This window comes from Pseudomonas sp. MWU13-3659 (assembly GCF_023757525.1).
In the GTDB taxonomy this organism is placed as follows: domain Bacteria; phylum Pseudomonadota; class Gammaproteobacteria; order Pseudomonadales; family Pseudomonadaceae; genus Aquipseudomonas; species Aquipseudomonas entomophila_E.
The window spans coordinates 1-16970 of sequence record NZ_JAMSHW010000054.1 but is presented as its reverse complement, the minus strand read 5'-3'; the positions used below and the strand labels follow the sequence as shown (position 1 = coordinate 16970).

The window sequence follows — 16970 nt, the reverse complement described above, 5'->3', positions numbered from 1 at the left end:
CGAGGCCTGGACGAAAAACCCAGAGCGCTTCACTATCAATCCGCACCATCTCATTCCGGGACCGTACACCTAGTTCAAAGCCTGCATCGATGATCTACGGGATGGATTTTTCTGGAAGAGGGTGACTTACCTCGCGCCAAAGCGCTTGGCAACGTCCGAACAGCGCGTGGTTTTGGTGGCGTGCCGACGCTCGACGCCATGGAGGTGACTGCAATCCTTGGAGGAACCTTGTGGCGCACAAGGGCAGTAAAGAAACCGCTGATTTCAGACCTTGTTCAACTTCTTCAGGAAAACGTTCATCTCCTTCTCAGCCTGTTTGTCCCCATGAGCCTGAGCCGCGACGATGCCCTCCTCCCAGGCCTTGCGCGCCTCTGCCAGGTCACCCTGCAACTGATACGCCTTGCCCAGCAGCTTCCACGCCGCCGAATACGTTGGGTCCTGCTTCACGCACCGCGCCAGGTGTGCCGCTGCTTCAGCCCCATTGCCCTCGTCCAGCCAGGCCTTGCCCAGCCCGAACCTCAGCAATGGGTTATCCACACCCTTGGCCAGCATCTTTTCCAGTGATTCGCGCATGCTTTACCCTACTGATTCATCTTGATTTGTTTATCTATCCGGATCGTTTTGGGTGCAATGATTTTCTTAAGGGGCGGCCGTTTATTGGGGGCGTGGCTTGCTGCCCTTGGCCCGGCTTTAGCCGGGCATCGCCAGCAAAGCTGGCTCCTACAGGATTGCGGTGAGGCGCTGCTAGAAGAAACTCAGGCCCACGTGGAACAGCTTCTCCACGTCCCGAATCTGCTTTTTATCCACAACGAACAGGATCACATGGTCGCCCGACGCGATCACCGTGTCGTCATGGGCGATCAGCACTTCCTCGTCGCGGATGATCGCGCCAATGGTGGTGCCTGGCGGCAGCGAGATATCCTCGATGGCCTTGCCCACCACTTTGCTCGACTTCGAATCGCCATGGGCCACCGCCTCGATGGCCTCGGCCGCGCCCCGGCGCAGCGAGTGCACGCTGACGATATCGCCGCGGCGCACGTGGGCCAGCAGGGTGCCGATCGTAGCCAGCTGCGGGCTGATGGCGATGTCGATCTCGCCGCCCTGCACCAGGTCGACGTAGGCCGGGTTGTTGATGATGGTCATCACCTTGCGCGCACCCAGGCGCTTGGCCAGCAGCGACGACATGATGTTGGCCTCGTCGTCGTTGGTCAGGGCCAGGAAAATGTCGGCGTCGGCGATGTTTTCTTCGAGCATCAGGTCTCGATCGGACGCACTGCCCTGCAACACCACAGTGCTCTCGAGGGTTTCGGAGAGGTGGCGGCAGCGCGTCGGGTTCATCTCGATGATCTTCACCTGGTAGCGGCTCTCGATGGCCTCGGCCAGGCGCTCGCCGATCTGCCCGCCACCGGCGATGACCACGCGTTTGTTGGTTTCGTCGATGCGGCGCAGTTCACCCATCACTGCGCGGATGTCCTTCTTCGCGGCGATGAAGAACACTTCGTCGTCGGCCTCGATCACTGTGTCACCCTGCGGGGTGATCGGCCGGTCGCGACGGAAGATTGCCGCCACGCGGGTGTCGACGTTGGGCATGTGGGCGCGGATCTGGCGCAGTTGCTGGCCCACTAGTGGGCCACCGTAGTAAGCCCGGACCGCCACCAACTGGGCCTTGCCCTCGGCGAAGTCGATCACCTGCAGCGAGCCTGGGTGCTCGATCAGGCGCTTGATGTAGTTGGTCACCACCTGTTCGGGGCTGATCAGCACGTCCACCGGGATGTGGTCGTTGTCGAACAGCTCTTCACGGGTGAGGTAGGCCGACTCGCGCACCCGGGCGATCTTGGTCGGGGTGTGGAACAGCGAGTAGGCGACCTGGCAGGCGACCATGTTGGTCTCGTCGCTGTTGGTCACCGCCACCAGCATGTCGGCGTCGTCGGCGCCGGCTTGGCGCAGCACCGTCGGCAGCGAGGCGCGGCCTTGCACGGTGCGGATGTCCAGGCGGTCGCCCAGGTCGCGCAGGCGCTCGCTGTCGGTGTCGACCACGGTGATGTCGTTGGCTTCGCTGGCCAGGTGCTCCGCCAGCGTGCCGCCCACCTGCCCTGCGCCGAGGATGATGATCTTCATCCGCTACTCCCTACCCTTTTTGTTCTTACCCGCGCGAAGCGGCGATCTTGATCAGTTTGGCGTAATAGAACCCGTCGTGGCCGCCTTCCTGGGCCAGCAACTGGCGGCCGTGGGGCTGGCGCAGGCCGGCTTCGGTGGCCAGGTCCAGCTCACGGGCACCGGGGGTGCGGGCGAGGAAGGCGTCGATCACTTCGGTGTTCTCGGTCGGCAGGCTCGAGCAGGTGGCGTAGAGCAGCATGCCGCCCACTTCCAGGGTCGGCCACAGGGCATCGAGCAGCTCGCCTTGCAGCGTGGCCAGGGCCGGGATGTCTTCGGCCTGACGGGTCAGCTTGATGTCCGGGTGGCGGCGGATCACGCCGGTGGCCGAGCACGGCGCGTCGAGCAGGATGCGCTGGAACGGTTTGCCGTCCCACCAGCTGGCGGTGTCGCGGGCGTCGCAGGCGATCAGCTCGGCGTCGAGCTTCAGGCGGTCGAGGTTTTCGCGCACACGGGTCAGGCGCTTGGCTTCCAGGTCGATGGCGACCAGGTGGGCCAGGCCAGGCTCGGCTTCCAGCAGGTGGCAGGTCTTGCCGCCTGGGGCGCAGCAGGCGTCGAGCACGCGCTGGCCGGGGGCCAGTTCCAGCAGGTCGGCGGACAGCTGCGCGGCTTCGTCCTGCACGCTCACCCAACCGTCGGCGAAGCCCGGCAGGCCACGCACGTCGCAGGCTTCGGCCAGGACGATGCCGTCACGGCTGAACGGGCAGGCGTTGGCCTGAATGCCGGCCTCGGCCAGCAGCGACAGGTAGGCATCGCGGCTGTGATGGCGGCGGTTGACCCGCAGGATCATCGGCGGGTGGGCGTTGTTGGCGGCGCAGATGGCTTCCCATTGCTCTGGCCAGAAGGCTTTCAGCGACTTCTGCAGCCAGCGCGGGTGGGCGGTGCGCACGACCGGGTCGCGCTCCATGCCGGCGAGCAGTTCCTCGCCTTCACGCTGGGCGCGGCGCAGCACGGCATTGAGCAGGCCCTTGGCCCACGGCTTCTTGAGCTTGTCGGCGCAACCCACGGTCTCGCCGATGGCGGCGTGTGCCGGGATGCGCGTGTAGAACAGCTGGTACAGGCCAACCAGCAGCAGCGCCTGCACATCGGCGTCGGCGGCCTTGAACGGCTTCTGCAGCAGTTGCGCGGCCAGCAGGTCCAGGCGTGGCTGCCAGCGGGCAGTCCCGAAAGCCAGGTCTTGCGTGAGGCCACGGTCGCGTTCCTCGACCTTGTCCAATTGCGCCGGCAGCGAGCTGTTCAGCGAAGCCTTGCCGCTGAGCACGGCGGCAAGGGCACGGGCGGCGGCCAGGCGTGGGTTCATTGGCCGAGCACCTTGCCACCAGCGAACTTCTCGCGGCGGCTGTTGAACAGGTCGCTGAAGGCCAGGGCCTTGCCGCCGGGCAGTTGCAGGCGGGTCAAGCTCAGGGCGCCATCACCGCAGGCGACCACCAGGCCGTCCTTGCTGGCGGAGAGGATTTCGCCGGGAGTGCCCTTGCCTGTGGACAAGTTGGCGGCCAGCACCTTCACGCTTTCGCCGTCGAGGGTGCTGTGGCACACCGGCCAGGGGTTGAAGGCGCGGATCAGGCGTTCCAGTTCGACGGCTGGGCGGTTCCAGTCGATGCGCGCCTCGTCCTTGTTCAGCTTGTGGGCATAAGTGGCCAGGGCATCGTCCTGTACTTCACCTTGCAGCGAACCGTCGGCCAGGCCGGCGATGGCCTGCACCACAGCGCCCGGACCCATGGCGGCGAGGCGGTCGTGCAGGGTGCCGCCAGTGTCGTCGGCGCTGATCGGGGTGACCACCTTGAGCAGCATCGGGCCGGTATCCAGGCCCGCTTCCATGCGCATCACGGTGACGCCGCTCTCGGCGTCGCCGGCTTCCACGGCGCGCTGGATCGGCGCCGCACCGCGCCAGCGCGGCAGCAGGGAGGCGTGGCTGTTGATGCAACCCAGGCGCGGAATATCCAGCACCACCTGCGGCAGGATCAGGCCGTAGGCGACCACCACCATCAGGTCGGGCTTGAGCGCGGCGAGCTCGGCTTGCGCTTCGGCATTGCGCAGGGTTTGCGGCTGGTACACCGGGATGTCATGGGCCACGGCCAGCGCCTTCACTGCGCTCGGCATGAGCTTCTGGCCACGGCCGGCCGGGCGGTCGGGCTGGGTGTAGACGGCCACGATCTCGTACGGGCTGTCGAGCAGGGCCTTGAGGTGTTCGGCGGCAAACTCTGGAGTGCCTGCGAAGACGATGCGCATGGAGTTCTCGCTTCTTCAAAAAGAAAAAGGCTTGCCGGAGCAAGCCTTCTGGAAGGTGGGGATCAGGCTTGCTGGCGGTGCTGCTTTTCCAGCTTCTTCTTGATCCGGTCGCGTTTGAGCTGGGACAGGTAGTCGACGAACAGCTTGCCGTTGAGGTGATCGAACTCGTGCTGCACGCACACCGCCAGCAGGCCTTCGGCCTCCAGCTCGTAGGGCTTGCCGTCGCGGTCCTGGGCCTTGACCCGCACGCGCAGCGGGCGGTCTACGTTCTCGTAGAAACCGGGCACCGACAGGCAGCCTTCCTGGTACTGGCCCATGTCGTGGGTCAGCTCCTCGACCGTGGGGTTGATGAAGACGCGCGGTTCGCTGCGGTCTTCGCTCAGGTCCATCACCACGACCTGCTTGTGCACGTTCACCTGGGTGGCCGCCAGGCCGATGCCAGGGGCTTCGTACATGGTCTCGAACATGTCGTCGATCAGCTGGCTCAGGGCGTCGTCGAACTCCGTCACCGGTTTGGCGATGGTGCGCAGGCGCGGATCGGGGAATTCGAGAATGTTCAAGATGGCCATAGGGGTCAGGCAGTCACTGTGCGGTCGGTTGAAAACTGAGCACACATAATAAAGGGAAATGGGGCGTTCGGCACCTGTGAAGCTTGGCTAGGGTGTGAATGGGCGCTGGAAAGCCCATTCCATGGACAGCTTGTCAAAGTATTATCAACAAAGTTATCCACAGGTTGTGCCACGCCGTTGGCCCCTGTCGATCAAGGATGATCCCCTATGACCGAACCCCGTTCGTCGCCTTGTTCGCCTGCCGAACTCGAGGCGCGGTTGCGTCTGCATCGCCTTCCCGATGCCGGGCTGCGTCGTTTTCACACCCTCATCGAAGCCTTCGGCAGCGCCTCGTCGGCGCTCAGTGCGCCGGCCAGTGCCTGGCGTGCGTTGGGGCTGCCAGCAGCCAGTATCGATGCCCGGCGCAGCCCTGAAGTGCGCGATGGGGCATTGGCCGCAATGGCCTGGCTAGAGCGCTCGGGCCAGCATTTACTGATGTGGGACGGGCCTGGCTACCCGGCGTTGCTGGCCGAGATAGACGACCCGCCGCCCTTGCTGTTTGTCGCTGGAAACCCTGCGTTGCTCGAGCGACCGCAGCTTGCGATTGTGGGCAGCAGGCGTGCTTCACCCCCGGCGCTGGATACGGCGGGCGCGTTTTCCCGTTGTCTTTCCCAGGCTGGTTTCACCATCACCAGCGGGCTGGCGCTGGGCGTGGATGGTGCCGCTCATCGGGCCGCGCTGAAGGCCGGTGGGCACACGATCGGAGTGCTGGGCACCGGGTTGCAAAAATGTTATCCACAGCGCCATCGTGACTTGGCCAGGCTGATGATCGACAGTGGTAGCGCGCTGGTTTCCGAGTACCCGCTGGACGCCGGGCCGCTGGCGGGCAACTTTCCACGGCGCAATCGGATCATCAGTGGCTTGTCGCTGGGTGTGCTGGTGGTGGAGGCCAGCCTGGCCAGTGGCTCGTTGATCACCGCGCGGCTTGCCGCCGAACAGGGGCGGGAGGTGTACGCGATACCCGGCTCTATCCACCACCCTGGCGCCAAGGGTTGTCACCAGTTGATCCGTGATGGTGCCCTGCTGGTGGAAAGCGTGGAGCAGATCCTCGACAGCCTGGGCGGCTGGCAGAACCTGCCGCCCGCTGTTGTGGATAAACCCGGCCACCCCCTCCTCGCCCTGCTCCACGCTGCGCCCCAGACCAGCGAGGGCCTGGCCCACAGCAGCGGCCTGCCGCTGGCCCAAGTGCTGGCCAGCCTGACCGAGCTGGAGCTCGAAGGCCGGGTGAGCAATGAAGCCGGGCGTTGGTTTGCCCGTGCGGGCTAAGTACACTGCGCGCACGGCGTTTATGCGGAGAGACGGAAAATGGTGAGCAGTTGGCGTGTGCAACAAGCCGCGCGCGAGGTGAAGGCGGGTGCGGTGATCGCCTATCCGACGGAAGCGGTCTGGGGCCTGGGCTGCGACCCGTGGAACGAGGACGCGGTGTACCGCCTGCTGGCGCTCAAGTCGCGGCCTGTGGATAAAGGGCTGATCCTGGTCGCCGACAACATCCGCCAGTTCGACTTTCTGTTCGAGGATTTCCCGCAGGACTGGATCGACCGCATGAGCGCCACCTGGCCTGGGCCGAACACTTGGCTGGTGCCGCACCAGGGCCTGCTGCCCGAGTGGGTGACTGGGCAGCACGACACCGTGGCGCTGCGGGTTAGCGATCATCCACAGGTGCGGGAGTTGTGCGCGCTGGTGGGGCCGTTGATCTCCACCTCCTGCAACCCCGCCGGGCGGCCGGCGGCGAAGAGCCGGTTGCGGGTGGAGCAGTATTTCCACAACGAGCTGGACATGGTGTTGGGTGGGGCGTTGGGTGGGCGGAAGAACCCGAGCCTGATTCGCGACCTGGCGACCGGCGAGGTTGTGCGCCCGGGCTGATAGCGCTGGCGAGGGCTTCGCCCTCGTTTCGCGGCACAAGGCCGCTCCTACAGGCAATCGCGATCCTTGTAGGAGCGGCCTTGTGCCGCGAAAGGGCCGCAAAGCGGCCCCAGAATTCCCGCCGATTTTTCTGATTTGCACCCAGATGGCTGCCCATTCTGAATTCAGAGAAATATCCTACGCAGTCTGTCGACTGCCATTACCTTCTCAGTGGGAACGCTTGCCTCTAGGCTCCAGACCGTCGCCGAATAACTTGGCGATCGGGTGTGGTAACCCGGTAACAGGAAGGTATCAGAGTCGTCTATGGCGGCTGTGCGCGGGAGGCTTTCGAGCCTGCCGGGTCTGGTACCTCCCCGGTTTACCACCCCGTGTACAGCTGCCACCCATTCGTGTGGTAACGGACGAGGTGTCAGCCCTACTCTGGTAGAGGTTGCCATGACCAAGAAGATTGTCCCCGATCCACCACTTCCTAACACCACAACTCACCCCTTCGGCCGCTGCGACGCCGGCCACCCTCCACTCTTCACCGTAAACCCCAACATCGAAGCCCACGACGCCCTGGTACACGTAGCGCTCTACCTGCGCTGTGCCTACGACACCGGCATCAAGGCCCTCGACCACCTGCGCGATGAGGGGCGAGGCATGTATTGGTCGAGCCTGCATTCGCTGGAAATGGCGGAGGGGTTGGTGGAGGCGATGCTCGATGGCATCGAGTCGGCGCCAGCGTTGAAGAAACCCGTCGGCTGAACTGACGCAATCGCGGGGCAAGCCCGCTCCCACGCCGATCTCTGGTCATGGCATGGGAGAGGACTTGCCCCGCGATGAAATTGAAACTGGGAAATACCCTACGTGTCACACCGATCCAATCACGTTCCCGCTGAAGGTTTGGGCCGGTAATCTCCCTTTGCTTTGCGCAGCACTCCATCCCGAGTGATGAAGACGCCGACGGCGGGTCGTTGAGATTTGTACACAGCTTTGTACAATGTTCGCTCAGCTCTCCTTTGTAATCCGGGAAGGATTGGACAAATGCATGTACTGACTTTTAGCCAAGCTCGCGCCGACCTGAAGCAAACGATGGATGACGTATGTCGTGATCACGAGCCGGCGATCATCACGCGCCAACGTGGCGAGCCGGTGGTCATGCTGTCCCTGGAGGATTACAACGGCATGCAGGAGACCCTTTACTTGCTAGGGTCTTCTGCCAACGCAAGGCGCTTGCGTTCATCAGTCGAGCAGCTGCGGTCGGGTCAGCCAGTTACTCAAGAGCTGATCATCGATGAACATGAAGTCAAAGCAACGCAACAAGACTGAGGCTCGGAATTCCGTGAGCGTTGCGTTCACTGCCGAGGGATGGGAAGACTATCACCACTGGCGGGGAGCTGATTCGGCGATCTTCGAGACGGTCAATGTGCTGATCCGCGAGTGCTGCCGTACACCCTTCAAAGGGACTGGCAAACCTGAGCCGCTCAAGGGCGATCTTTCCGGGTTCTGGTCTCGTCGCATCACCCGAGAGCACCGTCTGGTCTACTTCTATGAAGGTGGCCGGATGACGGTATTGCAATGCCGGTTCCACTACGACTGAGCAATCGCATCGCGGGGCAAGCCCGCTCCCACACCGTACTCTGATTATGGCGTGGGAGCGGCGGTGCGCCGCTGCGACTTGCCCCGCGATAGAGCCCTCAAGGCAGAAGCACAGTCGAGCCAACAGTCCGCCGCGCCGACAACTCCGCCTGCGCCTTGGCTGCCTCGCTCAACGGATACCGCTGCTGGATATCCACAACCAGCTTGCCACTGGCGATCATCGCGAACAGGTCATCAGCCATGGCCTGGGTGTTCTCGGCGTTGTTGGCGTAGCTCCCCAGTGTCGGCCGTGTCACATACAGCGACCCCTTCTGCGACAGGATCCCCAGATTCACCCCGCTCACCGCCCCTGACGCATTGCCAAAGCTCACCATCAAACCGCGCGGCCTCAGGCAATCCAGCGAAGTCAGCCAGGTATCCGCCCCCACACCGTCATACACCACCGCGCACTTCTGACCGTCTGTCAGCTCCAGCACGCGCTTGGCCACGTCTTCATGGCTGTAGTCGATGGTCGCCCAGGCGCCGAGGGCCTTGGCCCGTTCGGCTTTCTCGGGAGAGCTCACGGTGCCGATCAGCTTCGCGCCCAGCGCCTTGGCCCACTGGCACGCCAGCGACCCCACACCACCGGCAGCAGCATGGAACAGCACGAAGTCCCCCGGCTGCACGGCATAGGTCTGCTTGAGCAAATACTGCGTGGTCAGCCCCTTGAGCATCACCGCCGCCGCCTGTTCGAAGCTGATCGCCTCAGGCAACTTGACCAGGTTGGCCTCCGGCAGCGTATGCACCTCGCTGTAGGCCCCCAGCGGCCCACCGGCATAGGCCACGCGGTCGCCGACCTTGATCCGGCTGACACCCTCGCCCACCGCCTCGACCACGCCGGCCGCTTCGGTGCCCAGCCCGGAAGGCAGAGCTGGCGGCGCATACAGCCCGCTGCGGAAATACGTATCGATGAAGTTCAAGCCGATCGCATGGTTGCGCACCCGCACCTGCTGCGGGCCGGGCGGCGCCGGGTCGAACTCGACCAGTTGCAGAACTTCCGGGCCGCCATGCTGGCTGAACTGAATACGCTTGGCCATCACACACTCCTGTCGTCGAGGGTCGCAAAGGCCTTCTATCGGACGCCTTTGCTTGACCGCCGTCAACTGCGACGCGGTGTCGGCCGGTGGTATGCTACGCGGCGAATTTTCCCGCTCCTTCCAGGTGACCCGATGACCAGCCGCACCGAGGCCGTAAAAGCCTACCTGCTCGACCTGCAAGACCGCATCTGCTCTGCCCTCGAAACCGAAGACGGCGGCGCCCGCTTCGTCGAGGATGCCTGGGTGCGCGATGCCGGTGGCGGCGGGCGCACGCGGGTGATCGGCGAGGGCAAGGTAATCGAGAAAGGCGGGGTGAATTTCTCCCACGTGTTCGGCGCCGGCCTGCCGCCATCGGCCAGCGCCCACCGCCCCGAGCTGGCGGGCCGTGGCTTCGAGGCCCTGGGCGTTTCGCTGGTGATCCACCCGCATAACCCGCATGTGCCGACTTCCCACGCCAACGTGCGCTTCTTCATCGCCGAAAAAGAGGGTGAAGAGGCGGTGTGGTGGTTCGGCGGCGGCTTCGACCTGACCCCGTACTACGGCAACGAGGAAGACTGCGTGCACTGGCACCGCGTCGCCGAGCAGGCCTGTGCGCCATTCGGCGCCGATGTCTACCCACGCTACAAGGCTTGGTGCGACCGCTACTTCCACCTCAAGCACCGTGGCGAGCCGCGTGGCATCGGCGGCCTGTTCTTCGACGACCTGAACGAGTGGGACTTCGACACCTGCTTCGCCTTCATGCGCGCCATCGGCGACGCCTACGTCGACGCTTACCTGCCGATCATCCAGCGCCGCAAGGACACGCCGTACACCGCCAAGCAGCGTGAGTTCCAGGAATACCGCCGCGGTCGCTACGTCGAGTTCAACCTGGTCTACGACCGTGGCACCCTGTTCGGTTTGCAGTCCGGTGGCCGCACCGAGTCGATCCTGATGTCGCTGCCGCCGCAGGTACGCTGGGGTTACGATTGGAAAGCCGAGCCAGGCAGCGAGGAAGCGCGCCTGACCGACTATTTCCTGCAGGACCGCGACTGGCTCGCCCAGTAAGCCTGTGGATAACCGAGGAGCTCCCATGGACCAGTACGTCGTATTCGGCAACCCCATCGGCCACAGCAAGTCGCCGCTGATCCACCGCCTGTTCGCCGACCAGACCGGCCAGGACTTGGAATACGCCACCCTGCTGGCGCCGCTGGACGAGTTCAGCGACTGTGCCACAGGCTTCTTCAAGCAAGGCAGCGGTGCCAATGTCACGGTACCGTTCAAGGAAGAGGCCTATCGCCTGTGCGACAGCCTCACCCCGCGTGCCCAGCGCGCCGGCGCGGTGAACACCTTGACCAAGCTGGCCGACGGTACGTTGCAGGGCGACAACACCGACGGCGCAGGGCTGGTGCGGGACCTGACAGTGAATGCCGGGGTGACCCTGGCTGGCAAGCGCATCCTTATCCTTGGCGCTGGCGGTGCTGTTCGGGGTGTGCTGGAGCCTATCCTGGCGCACAAGCCGCAGTCGCTGGTGATCGCCAATCGCACAGTTGAGAAAGCCGAGCAGCTGGCGCGGGAGTTCGACGCGCTGGGGCCGGTGGTGGCCAGTGGTTTCAGCTGGTTGCAGGAGCCGGTGGACGTGATCATCAATGCCACTTCGGCGAGTCTGTCCGGCGAACTGCCGCCGATTGCCGACAGTTTGGTCGAGGCGGGGCGCACCGTTTGCTACGACATGATGTATGGCAAGGAGCCGACACCGTTTTGCCAGTGGGCGAGCAAGCTGGGTGCGGCCAAGGTGCTGGATGGGCTGGGGATGCTGGCCGAGCAGGCGGCCGAGGCGTTCTTTATCTGGCGGGGGGTGCGTCCGGACACGGCGCCTGTGCTGGATGAGCTGCGTCGGCAACTGGCGCGCAATTGACTTCGGGGCGCTGTTGGATGAATTGGCGTTCCAGGTCGATCTGCTGCCGGTAGTGAGCTAGTTTTGCTGCGGATTGCGTTTCGCCAGTGTAGGAATCGCGGGCGGACATATCGCTTTCCAGTCGGGCAATCCGAACCTGAGCATCGGCAACGCTCCAGCAGTTATCCACAGCACCACTGTTTGGCGTGGCCAGTAATGGCACCAGTGCCAGTGCGAGATGAATGCAATTACTCATGGCGTGCTCCGCAGTGAATGAGCGCTATTCACTTTTTCATTGCCTGCACGTTGCACGCAACTGACAGAATTACCAGTTGACCGTCAGACCTCGAAGCGTATCGGGCAGCTCGCCATGCCTTCCAGCTTCTGCAGTTCCTCTATCACCTGCGGCCGAGCACGCTGCAATGTCAGGCTCCCGCCATTGCGCAGCAACCGCCGGGCCTCGCGGTGCAACATATCCACACCCGAATAATCGATGAAGTTCACCTGCCGCGCATCGATCACCACATGCGGCCCCTGGCAGCGCTGCAAACGCACCTGCAGGTAATGCGCCGCGCCGAAGAAGATCGACCCGCCCACCCGCAACACGTCCGCCTCCCCTTCCCGGCTCTGCTGCACCCGCGGCCGCGAGGTGCGCTTGAGGTAGAAGAACAGCGACGCCAGCACCCCGGCGTAGATCGCCGTTTGCAGTTCCAGCAGCAGCGTCGCGGCGGCGGTCAGCGCCATCACCAGGAACTCCGAGCGGCTGACCCGGAACAACGCCCGGATGCCGCGATGGTCCACCAGCCCCCAGCAGATCAGCAGGATGCTGCCCGCCATCGCCGGAATCGGCAGATGGGCGATCAGCCCGACACCAGCGACCGCGAACAACGCCACCCACAGCGCCGAGAACACCCCGGCCAACGGCGAGTGGGCGCCTGCGTCGTAGCTGAGCCCGGAGCGGGTAAAGGAGCCGGACGACAGGTAGCCGGAGAACAATGCCCCGATGATGTTCGACAGGCCCTGGGCGCGGATCTCCTGGTTGGCGTCGATCAATTGCTCGGATCGTGCGGACAGGGAACGGGCAATGGACAGGCTGGTGACCAGCCCGAGCATGCCGACAGCCACGGCACTGGGCAGCAGGCGCAGCATCAATTCCACATCGAGTAACGGCAGTGGGCTGAGCGGTGGCAACTGGCCGATGAAAGCGGGCACGCGCGGTACATGGCCGAACACGCCGGGCAACAGCCAGGCCGCCAGGCTCACCAGCAGCAGACTTATCAACAGCCCCGGCCAGCGTGGGCGCCACAGCTTCAACACCACGCCAATCGCCAGGGTGCTCAGCCCCAGAATTAACGATGGCATGTCCACCTTGCCAACATGGCCAGCCAGTTCCTGCATGGTCTTCAGAGCCGTGGCCTGGCTTGGCAGGTCCATGCCCAGCAGGTTGGGTAGTTGCCCCAGGGCGATGACGACGGCGGCACCGAGGGTGAAGCCCAGCACCACGGAATGGGAGACGAAGTTCACCAGTGCGCCGAAGCGCAGCAGCCCCAGCAGCAGCTGGAAGACGCCGCCGAGGAAGGTCAGCAGCAGCACCAGGGTTACGTAGTCGGTGCTGCCGGCCACGGCCAGCGGGCTGATGCTGGCGTAGAGAACGATGGAGATGGCGGCGGTGGGGCCGCAGATCAGGTGCCAGGATGAGCCCCACAGGCAGGCCACCAGCACCGGCACGATGGCGGCGTACAGGCCATACTCGGCGGGAAGACCGGCGATCAGGGCGTAGGCGATGGATTGCGGCAGGGCGAGGATGGCGCCGCTCAGGCCCACCAGCAGGTCCTGGCGCAGGCTGCGGCCCGATTGGCGGGGGAGCCAGGTGAGGAAGGGCAGCAGGTGGGTTAGGCGGGGCATGGGGTGGTCCTGATTTGAGATTGCAGGCGAGGGCTTTGCCCTCGTTTCGCGGCACAAGGCCGCTCCTACAGGGATTCGCGCTCGCCTGTAGGAGCGGCCTTGTGCCGCGAAAGGGCCGCAAAGCGGCCCCAGCAGCCTAACAGACGAAACTCAGAGCTTGGCCTTGAGCACTTCCGATGCGTCTCCACCATCCTTGGAGGTCACTCCGGCTAGCCAACCATCCAGTATCTGTGGATGGGCCTTCACCCAAGCCCTGGCCGCCTCATCAAAGCTCACCTTCTTATCCACAACCTCGGCCATGATGCTGTTCTCCATATCCAGCGTGAACGTCAGGTTGGCCAGCAACTTCGCCGCATTCGGACACGCCTGTGGATAGCCCTTGCGGGTCAGCGTGTACACATCGCCTTTACTGCCAAACCATTTTTCGCCACCCGTAAGGTAATGCATCTTCAACTTCACGTTCATCGGGTGCGGGGTCCAGCCCAGGAAGGTGATGAACTGCTGCTTCTTCACCGCCCGATCCACCTGGGCCAGCATCGCCTGCTCGCTGGACTCGATCAGCTTCCACTGCCCAAGCTCGAAATCGTTCTTGTCGATGATCTCTTTCAGCGACAGGTTGGCCGGTGCGCCGGAACCGATGCCGTAGAGCTTCTTGTCGAATTTGTCGGCGTTCTTCTGCAGGTCGGCAAAATCCTTCACGCCTGCATTCCATACATAGTCGGGCACCGCCAGGGTGAACTCGGTACCTTCGAGATTGCGCCCAAGTTGATGCACGTCGCCATTGGCGATGAACTTGTCATGAAAACCCTGCTGCGCCGGCATCCAGTTGCCGAGGAAGGCATCCACCCGGCCATCCTTGAGGCCGCCGTAGATGATCGGCACGGCCAGGCTGTCGATCTTCACCTGGTAACCCAGGTTTTCCAGGAGCAGGCGGGCGACGGCATTGGTGCTTGCGATATCGCTCCAGCCGGGGTCGGCCAGTTTCACGGTGCTGCATTGCGCGTTGCTGTCGGCGGCGTGGGCCGTGCCCAGGCTCAGGGCCAGGGCGAGCACGGCGGTGGAGAACTTTTGCATGGCGGCCTCTCTTCTCAATCCAAGGGGGCGGGCTGTGGATAACGTGCCTTGCGCTCGAGGTCGTCGAGATTGATGTGGTTGCGCATGTACTGTTGGCTGGCGTCCACCAGGGGTTGGTGGTCCCAGCTTTTCAGCGTGCCGATGGACAGCGCCTCGGCCACCAGGCGGCGGCGGCGCTGGCTGGCCAACACCTGCTGGCGCAGGCTGGGGATATCCCAGCGCTGCTTCGCTTCATCGACAAATGCCTGCAGCAGCGCCTGGTGGTCCGGGCTGCCGGTGAGGTTCTCCCGCTCGTGCGGGTCGCGGCTCAGGTCGTAGAGTAAACAGGGGTCGTCTTCGCTGTACACGAACTTGTAGGCGCCGCGTCGGATCATCATCAGCGGGCCGACAGTGCCTTCGGCCATGTACTCGCCGATCACTTCGTCATGGCCGCCCTGCCCTTGCAGGTGGCCGAGCAGCGAGCGGCCGTCCAGGTGCAGGTCTTTATCCACAGCGCCGCCGGCCAGTTCGACCAACGTCGGCAGCAGGTCGCAGGTGGAAACGCTGGCGCGGATGCGCGCCGGTGCAAAGTGCTTGGGCGCATGGATCAGCAGCGGGACCCGTGCCGACATCTCGAACCAGTGCATCTTGTACCAGAGTCCCCGCTCGCCAAGCATGTCGCCATGGTCGCCGGAGAACACGATCAGGGTGTTGTCTGCGAGGCCACAGTCTTCCAGTGTCTGCAGGAGCTGACCGATGTTGTCGTCGATGTAGCTGCAGGCACCGAAGTAGGCGCGGCGGGCGTCGCGGATCTTTTCCACAGGCAGGTGCTTGTCCCACAGGTCGTAGACCTTGAGCAGGCGTTGCGAGTGAGGGTCTTGCTGGTCCTGGGCAATCTCGTCGCGTGGCAGCGGGATATCCGCAGCCTCGTAGAGATCCCAGTAGCGTTTGGGGATGGTGTACGGGTCGTGCGGGTGGGTCATCGATACGGTCAGGCAGAACGGTCGGCCATCGTCTTCGCGCACATGGTCGTAGAGGTACTGGCGCGCCTTGAAAACCACTTCCTCGTCGAAATCCAGCTGATTGGTGCGCACGCAGGGGCCGGCCTGCAACACCGAGGACATGTTGTGGTACCAGCTTGGGCGCTGGTCAGGCGCATCCCAGTTCACCGCCCAGCCGTAGTCAGCCGGGTAGATGTCGCTGGTCAGGCGCTCCTCGTAGCCGTGCAACTGGTCCGGGCCACAGAAGTGCATCTTGCCCGACAGCGCGGTGCGGTAGCCGAGACGACGCAGGTAGTGCGCGTAGGTCGGAATGTCGGCGGGGAAGTCGGCGGCGTTGTCGTAGGCGCCGATGCGGCTGGGCAACTGGCCGCTGACCAGGGTGAAGCGCGAGGGCGCACACAGCGGGCTGTTGCAGTAGGCGGAATCGAACACCACGGCCTGCTCGGCGAGGCGCGCCAGGTTGGGCATCCTGATCGGCGACGGGGTGTAGATCGGCAGCAGCGGCGCGGCCATCTGGTCGGCCATGATGAACAGGATGTTGGGTTGCTTCATGGTGCCCTTCCATCGTCGAGGATTATGGTGAACGCTTGCAATCCAGCATGGTGCCGTGGATAACGTGGGTAAAGCCCACGCCGGGCAATGACTGGGATTAGCCAGGCTTATGTTTGAGCACCTTTGCGACCTGTCCCTCGATGCACTGCGTGTGTTTGAGGCCGCCGCACGTCTGCGTGGCTTTACCGCTGCCGCCGTGGAGCTGGGCACCACGCAGCCGGCGGTGAGCCAGCAGGTGAAGCGCCTGGAGGCGCAGCTGGGGGCGCGGTTGTTCGACCGTATCTACCGCGGCATCCAGCTGACCGAAGCGGGCCAGTTGTTGTTCGAACAGGTGCATCAAGGGTTGCAGGCCATGGACGAGGGTGTTGCTCAGGCCAGTGGCCGTGGGCAGCGCGAGGTGTTGCAGGTAGCCACCGACTTCGCCTTTGCCGCGTTCTGGCTAATGCCGCGCTTGCAGCGCTTTCACAAGGCCAATCCACAGGTGGATGTGAGCCTGGTGACCGGCGAGCGCAGCCAGGGGATGCTGCGCCCGGACATCGATGTGGCGGTGCTGTTTGGCGATGGGAGATTTCACCAGGGTGAGAGTCGCTGGTTGTTCGACGAGGAGGTTTTCCCGGTCTGCAGCCCACGGCTGACTCATGGCAAACCCTTGTCAGCCGTGGCTTTGCAACGATTGCCGTTGCTGCACCTGAAGGGCGAGCAGGCCAGTCGTTGGTTCGATTGGGCGGGAGTGTTTCGTGGTCTTGGTGTGGACAGCCCTCCTTCGTCCGGGCAACTGCGATTCGATAACTACACGCTGCTGATTCAGGCTGCGATTGCCGGGCAAGGGGTGGCCATCGGCTGGGCGCACCTGGTCGATGGGCTGGTCGAGCAAGGGCTGCTGTGTCGGCCGATGGAAGGCAGTTTGCGGTCGGAACGTGGGTATTACGTAGTGTTGCCGCCACGCAAACGGCGCGGGGCGTTGATTCAGCGGTTCGTGGATTGGCTGGAGGGGGAGCGCCTGTAGGAGCGGCTTCAGCCGCGAACACCGGAGAAGCCGGTGCCAGGTTGTGCGTTACCTGTTTCGCGGCTGAGG

At 63.9% G+C, this 16970-nt stretch carries 17 protein-coding genes; 8 read left to right on the top strand and 9 right to left on the bottom strand.

What is annotated here, in order from left to right; translation table 11 throughout:
• Positions 1-264 precede the first annotated feature (264 nt).
• The 5 genes from NGM28_RS27735 to def form a co-directional block, all read right to left on the bottom strand.
• The gene (locus NGM28_RS27735; protein ID WP_252092446.1) at positions 265-573 is read right to left on the bottom strand and encodes a tetratricopeptide repeat protein; all 309 of its coding nucleotides are present in this window, start codon (positions 571-573) and stop codon (positions 265-267) included.
• Between the two features lie 171 nt (positions 574-744).
• Positions 745-2118, bottom strand: coding sequence for a Trk system potassium transporter TrkA (gene trkA / locus NGM28_RS27730; RefSeq protein WP_240064163.1), 1374 nt, complete (start codon positions 2116-2118; stop codon positions 745-747).
• A gap of 25 nt (positions 2119-2143) precedes the next feature.
• Positions 2144-3454: a 16S rRNA (cytosine(967)-C(5))-methyltransferase RsmB gene (gene rsmB, locus NGM28_RS27725; protein WP_252092445.1), complete on the bottom strand. Its 1311-nt coding sequence runs from the start codon at positions 3452-3454 to the stop codon at positions 2144-2146.
• The gene (gene fmt, locus NGM28_RS27720; RefSeq protein WP_252092444.1) at positions 3451-4383 is read right to left on the bottom strand and encodes a methionyl-tRNA formyltransferase; all 933 of its coding nucleotides are present in this window, start codon (positions 4381-4383) and stop codon (positions 3451-3453) included. The genes rsmB and fmt overlap by 4 nt, the downstream gene beginning before the upstream one ends.
• A 62-nt stretch (positions 4384-4445) precedes the next feature.
• Positions 4446-4952, bottom strand: a complete 507-nt coding sequence (gene def, locus NGM28_RS27715; protein WP_110736100.1) for a peptide deformylase — start codon at positions 4950-4952, stop codon at positions 4446-4448.
• Between the two features lie 207 nt (positions 4953-5159).
• On the opposite strand from def, the gene dprA reads away from it, so the two are divergent.
• From dprA to NGM28_RS27690, 5 genes are all read left to right on the top strand, one after another.
• On the top strand, positions 5160-6257 hold the full coding sequence (dprA, locus tag NGM28_RS27710; RefSeq protein ID WP_252092443.1) for a DNA-processing protein DprA: 1098 nt from the start codon (positions 5160-5162) through the stop codon (positions 6255-6257).
• A 39-nt stretch (positions 6258-6296) separates the two neighbouring features.
• A complete protein-coding gene (gene tsaC, locus NGM28_RS27705) occupies positions 6297-6854 on the top strand; it encodes an L-threonylcarbamoyladenylate synthase type 1 TsaC (protein WP_028690052.1) in 558 nt (185 codons plus the stop codon).
• 435 nt (positions 6855-7289) lie between these two features.
• Positions 7290-7601, top strand: a complete 312-nt coding sequence (locus NGM28_RS27700) for a DUF3077 domain-containing protein (protein ID WP_252092442.1) — start codon at positions 7290-7292, stop codon at positions 7599-7601.
• Positions 7602-7880: 279 nt separating this feature from the next.
• The gene (locus NGM28_RS27695) at positions 7881-8165 is read left to right on the top strand and encodes a type II toxin-antitoxin system Phd/YefM family antitoxin (RefSeq protein ID WP_046853585.1); all 285 of its coding nucleotides are present in this window, start codon (positions 7881-7883) and stop codon (positions 8163-8165) included.
• Complete coding sequence (locus NGM28_RS27690) at positions 8131-8436, top strand: Txe/YoeB family addiction module toxin (RefSeq protein WP_240064158.1); 306 nt, start codon at positions 8131-8133, stop codon at positions 8434-8436. Before NGM28_RS27695 ends, NGM28_RS27690 begins: the two co-directional genes overlap by 35 nt.
• A 97-nt stretch (positions 8437-8533) precedes the next feature.
• Here NGM28_RS27690 and NGM28_RS27685 read toward each other — a convergent pair whose 3' ends face one another.
• A complete protein-coding gene (locus NGM28_RS27685) occupies positions 8534-9511 on the bottom strand; it encodes an NADPH:quinone reductase (protein ID WP_252092441.1) in 978 nt (325 codons plus the stop codon).
• A 132-nt stretch (positions 9512-9643) separates the two neighbouring features.
• Here NGM28_RS27685 and hemF point away from each other — a divergent pair, with 132 nt between their 5' ends.
• Together hemF and aroE are read left to right on the top strand one after the other, a co-directional pair.
• Positions 9644-10555 carry an oxygen-dependent coproporphyrinogen oxidase gene (gene hemF / locus NGM28_RS27680; protein WP_011531485.1) on the top strand — a complete coding sequence of 304 codons (912 nt, stop codon included), beginning with the start codon at positions 9644-9646 and terminating at the stop codon, positions 10553-10555.
• Positions 10556-10580: 25 nt separating this feature from the next.
• The gene (aroE, locus tag NGM28_RS27675; protein ID WP_252092440.1) at positions 10581-11405 is read left to right on the top strand and encodes a shikimate dehydrogenase; all 825 of its coding nucleotides are present in this window, start codon (positions 10581-10583) and stop codon (positions 11403-11405) included.
• Between the two features lie 318 nt (positions 11406-11723).
• On the opposite strand, the gene NGM28_RS27670 is transcribed toward aroE, so the two are convergent.
• From NGM28_RS27670 to betC, 3 genes are all read right to left on the bottom strand, one after another.
• Complete coding sequence (locus NGM28_RS27670) at positions 11724-13289, bottom strand: SulP family inorganic anion transporter (RefSeq protein WP_252092439.1); 1566 nt, start codon at positions 13287-13289, stop codon at positions 11724-11726.
• A gap of 150 nt (positions 13290-13439) precedes the next feature.
• A complete protein-coding gene (gene choX / locus NGM28_RS27665; RefSeq protein WP_252092438.1) occupies positions 13440-14363 on the bottom strand; it encodes a choline ABC transporter substrate-binding protein in 924 nt (307 codons plus the stop codon).
• Positions 14364-14377: 14 nt separating this feature from the next.
• Complete coding sequence (gene betC / locus NGM28_RS27660; RefSeq protein ID WP_252092437.1) at positions 14378-15895, bottom strand: choline-sulfatase; 1518 nt, start codon at positions 15893-15895, stop codon at positions 14378-14380.
• A 109-nt stretch (positions 15896-16004) separates the two neighbouring features.
• Here betC and NGM28_RS27655 point away from each other — a divergent pair, with 109 nt between their 5' ends.
• Entirely contained in the window at positions 16005-16901 is an 897-nt protein-coding gene (locus tag NGM28_RS27655; RefSeq protein WP_252092436.1) for a choline sulfate utilization transcriptional regulator, read from the top strand.
• Positions 16902-16970: the final 69 nt, after the last annotated feature.

Coding starts and splice junctions, on each gene's coding strand:
- NGM28_RS27735 (WP_252092446.1), bottom strand. CDS start 573: ATGCGCGAATCACTGGAAAAGATGCTGGCCAAGGGTGTGGATAACCCA.
- trkA (WP_240064163.1), bottom strand. CDS start 2,118: ATGAAGATCATCATCCTCGGCGCAGGGCAGGTGGGCGGCACGCTGGCG.
- rsmB (WP_252092445.1), bottom strand. CDS start 3,454: ATGAACCCACGCCTGGCCGCCGCCCGTGCCCTTGCCGCCGTGCTCAGC.
- fmt (WP_252092444.1), bottom strand. CDS start 4,383: ATGCGCATCGTCTTCGCAGGCACTCCAGAGTTTGCCGCCGAACACCTC.
- def (WP_110736100.1), bottom strand. CDS start 4,952: ATGGCCATCTTGAACATTCTCGAATTCCCCGATCCGCGCCTGCGCACC.
- dprA (WP_252092443.1), top strand. CDS start 5,160: ATGACCGAACCCCGTTCGTCGCCTTGTTCGCCTGCCGAACTCGAGGCG.
- tsaC (WP_028690052.1), top strand. CDS start 6,297: ATGGTGAGCAGTTGGCGTGTGCAACAAGCCGCGCGCGAGGTGAAGGCG.
- NGM28_RS27700 (WP_252092442.1), top strand. CDS start 7,290: ATGACCAAGAAGATTGTCCCCGATCCACCACTTCCTAACACCACAACT.
- NGM28_RS27695 (WP_046853585.1), top strand. CDS start 7,881: ATGCATGTACTGACTTTTAGCCAAGCTCGCGCCGACCTGAAGCAAACG.
- NGM28_RS27690 (WP_240064158.1), top strand. CDS start 8,131: ATGAACATGAAGTCAAAGCAACGCAACAAGACTGAGGCTCGGAATTCC.
- NGM28_RS27685 (WP_252092441.1), bottom strand. CDS start 9,511: ATGGCCAAGCGTATTCAGTTCAGCCAGCATGGCGGCCCGGAAGTTCTG.
- hemF (WP_011531485.1), top strand. CDS start 9,644: ATGACCAGCCGCACCGAGGCCGTAAAAGCCTACCTGCTCGACCTGCAA.
- aroE (WP_252092440.1), top strand. CDS start 10,581: ATGGACCAGTACGTCGTATTCGGCAACCCCATCGGCCACAGCAAGTCG.
- NGM28_RS27670 (WP_252092439.1), bottom strand. CDS start 13,289: ATGCCCCGCCTAACCCACCTGCTGCCCTTCCTCACCTGGCTCCCCCGC.
- choX (WP_252092438.1), bottom strand. CDS start 14,363: ATGCAAAAGTTCTCCACCGCCGTGCTCGCCCTGGCCCTGAGCCTGGGC.
- betC (WP_252092437.1), bottom strand. CDS start 15,895: ATGAAGCAACCCAACATCCTGTTCATCATGGCCGACCAGATGGCCGCG.
- NGM28_RS27655 (WP_252092436.1), top strand. CDS start 16,005: ATGTTTGAGCACCTTTGCGACCTGTCCCTCGATGCACTGCGTGTGTTT.